1 pseudogene is annotated in these 248 nt (G+C 33.1%); it reads right to left on the bottom strand.

Features of this window, described 5'->3' with window-relative positions:
* Nucleotides 1-248, bottom strand: a pseudogene (locus ACHABU_RS20765) (hypothetical protein); the annotation flags it as partial.

The following is a 248-nucleotide window of genomic DNA, read 5'->3' as shown; positions in this document are numbered from 1 at the left end:
CGAATCCTTTCACTTGGAATCTTAGAAATTTTACTACTCAAAGTTATTTTTGGATTTTTGAGCCATTTATCCTCAACCCCATCAACTGGGTATTGTAATAGATAATCAGTTACCAAAAATTCAATAGCTTTTCTGTAGCCCATTCCTGCAATTTGACCAAGTTCGTTCTCTTCAGCCTTTTTAGATTGGTGATAGATAGTATAGAAATCAGGAAATTCAGACTTGATTTCACTAGATAATTCAGTAAT

The organism is Oceanobacillus sp. CF4.6, from assembly GCF_051262635.1.
In the GTDB taxonomy this organism is placed as follows: Bacteria; Bacillota; Bacilli; order Bacillales; family Amphibacillaceae; genus Oceanobacillus.
Note: the sequence above shows the minus strand (reverse complement) of the source record. Positions and strands in the feature narration are given on the sequence as shown.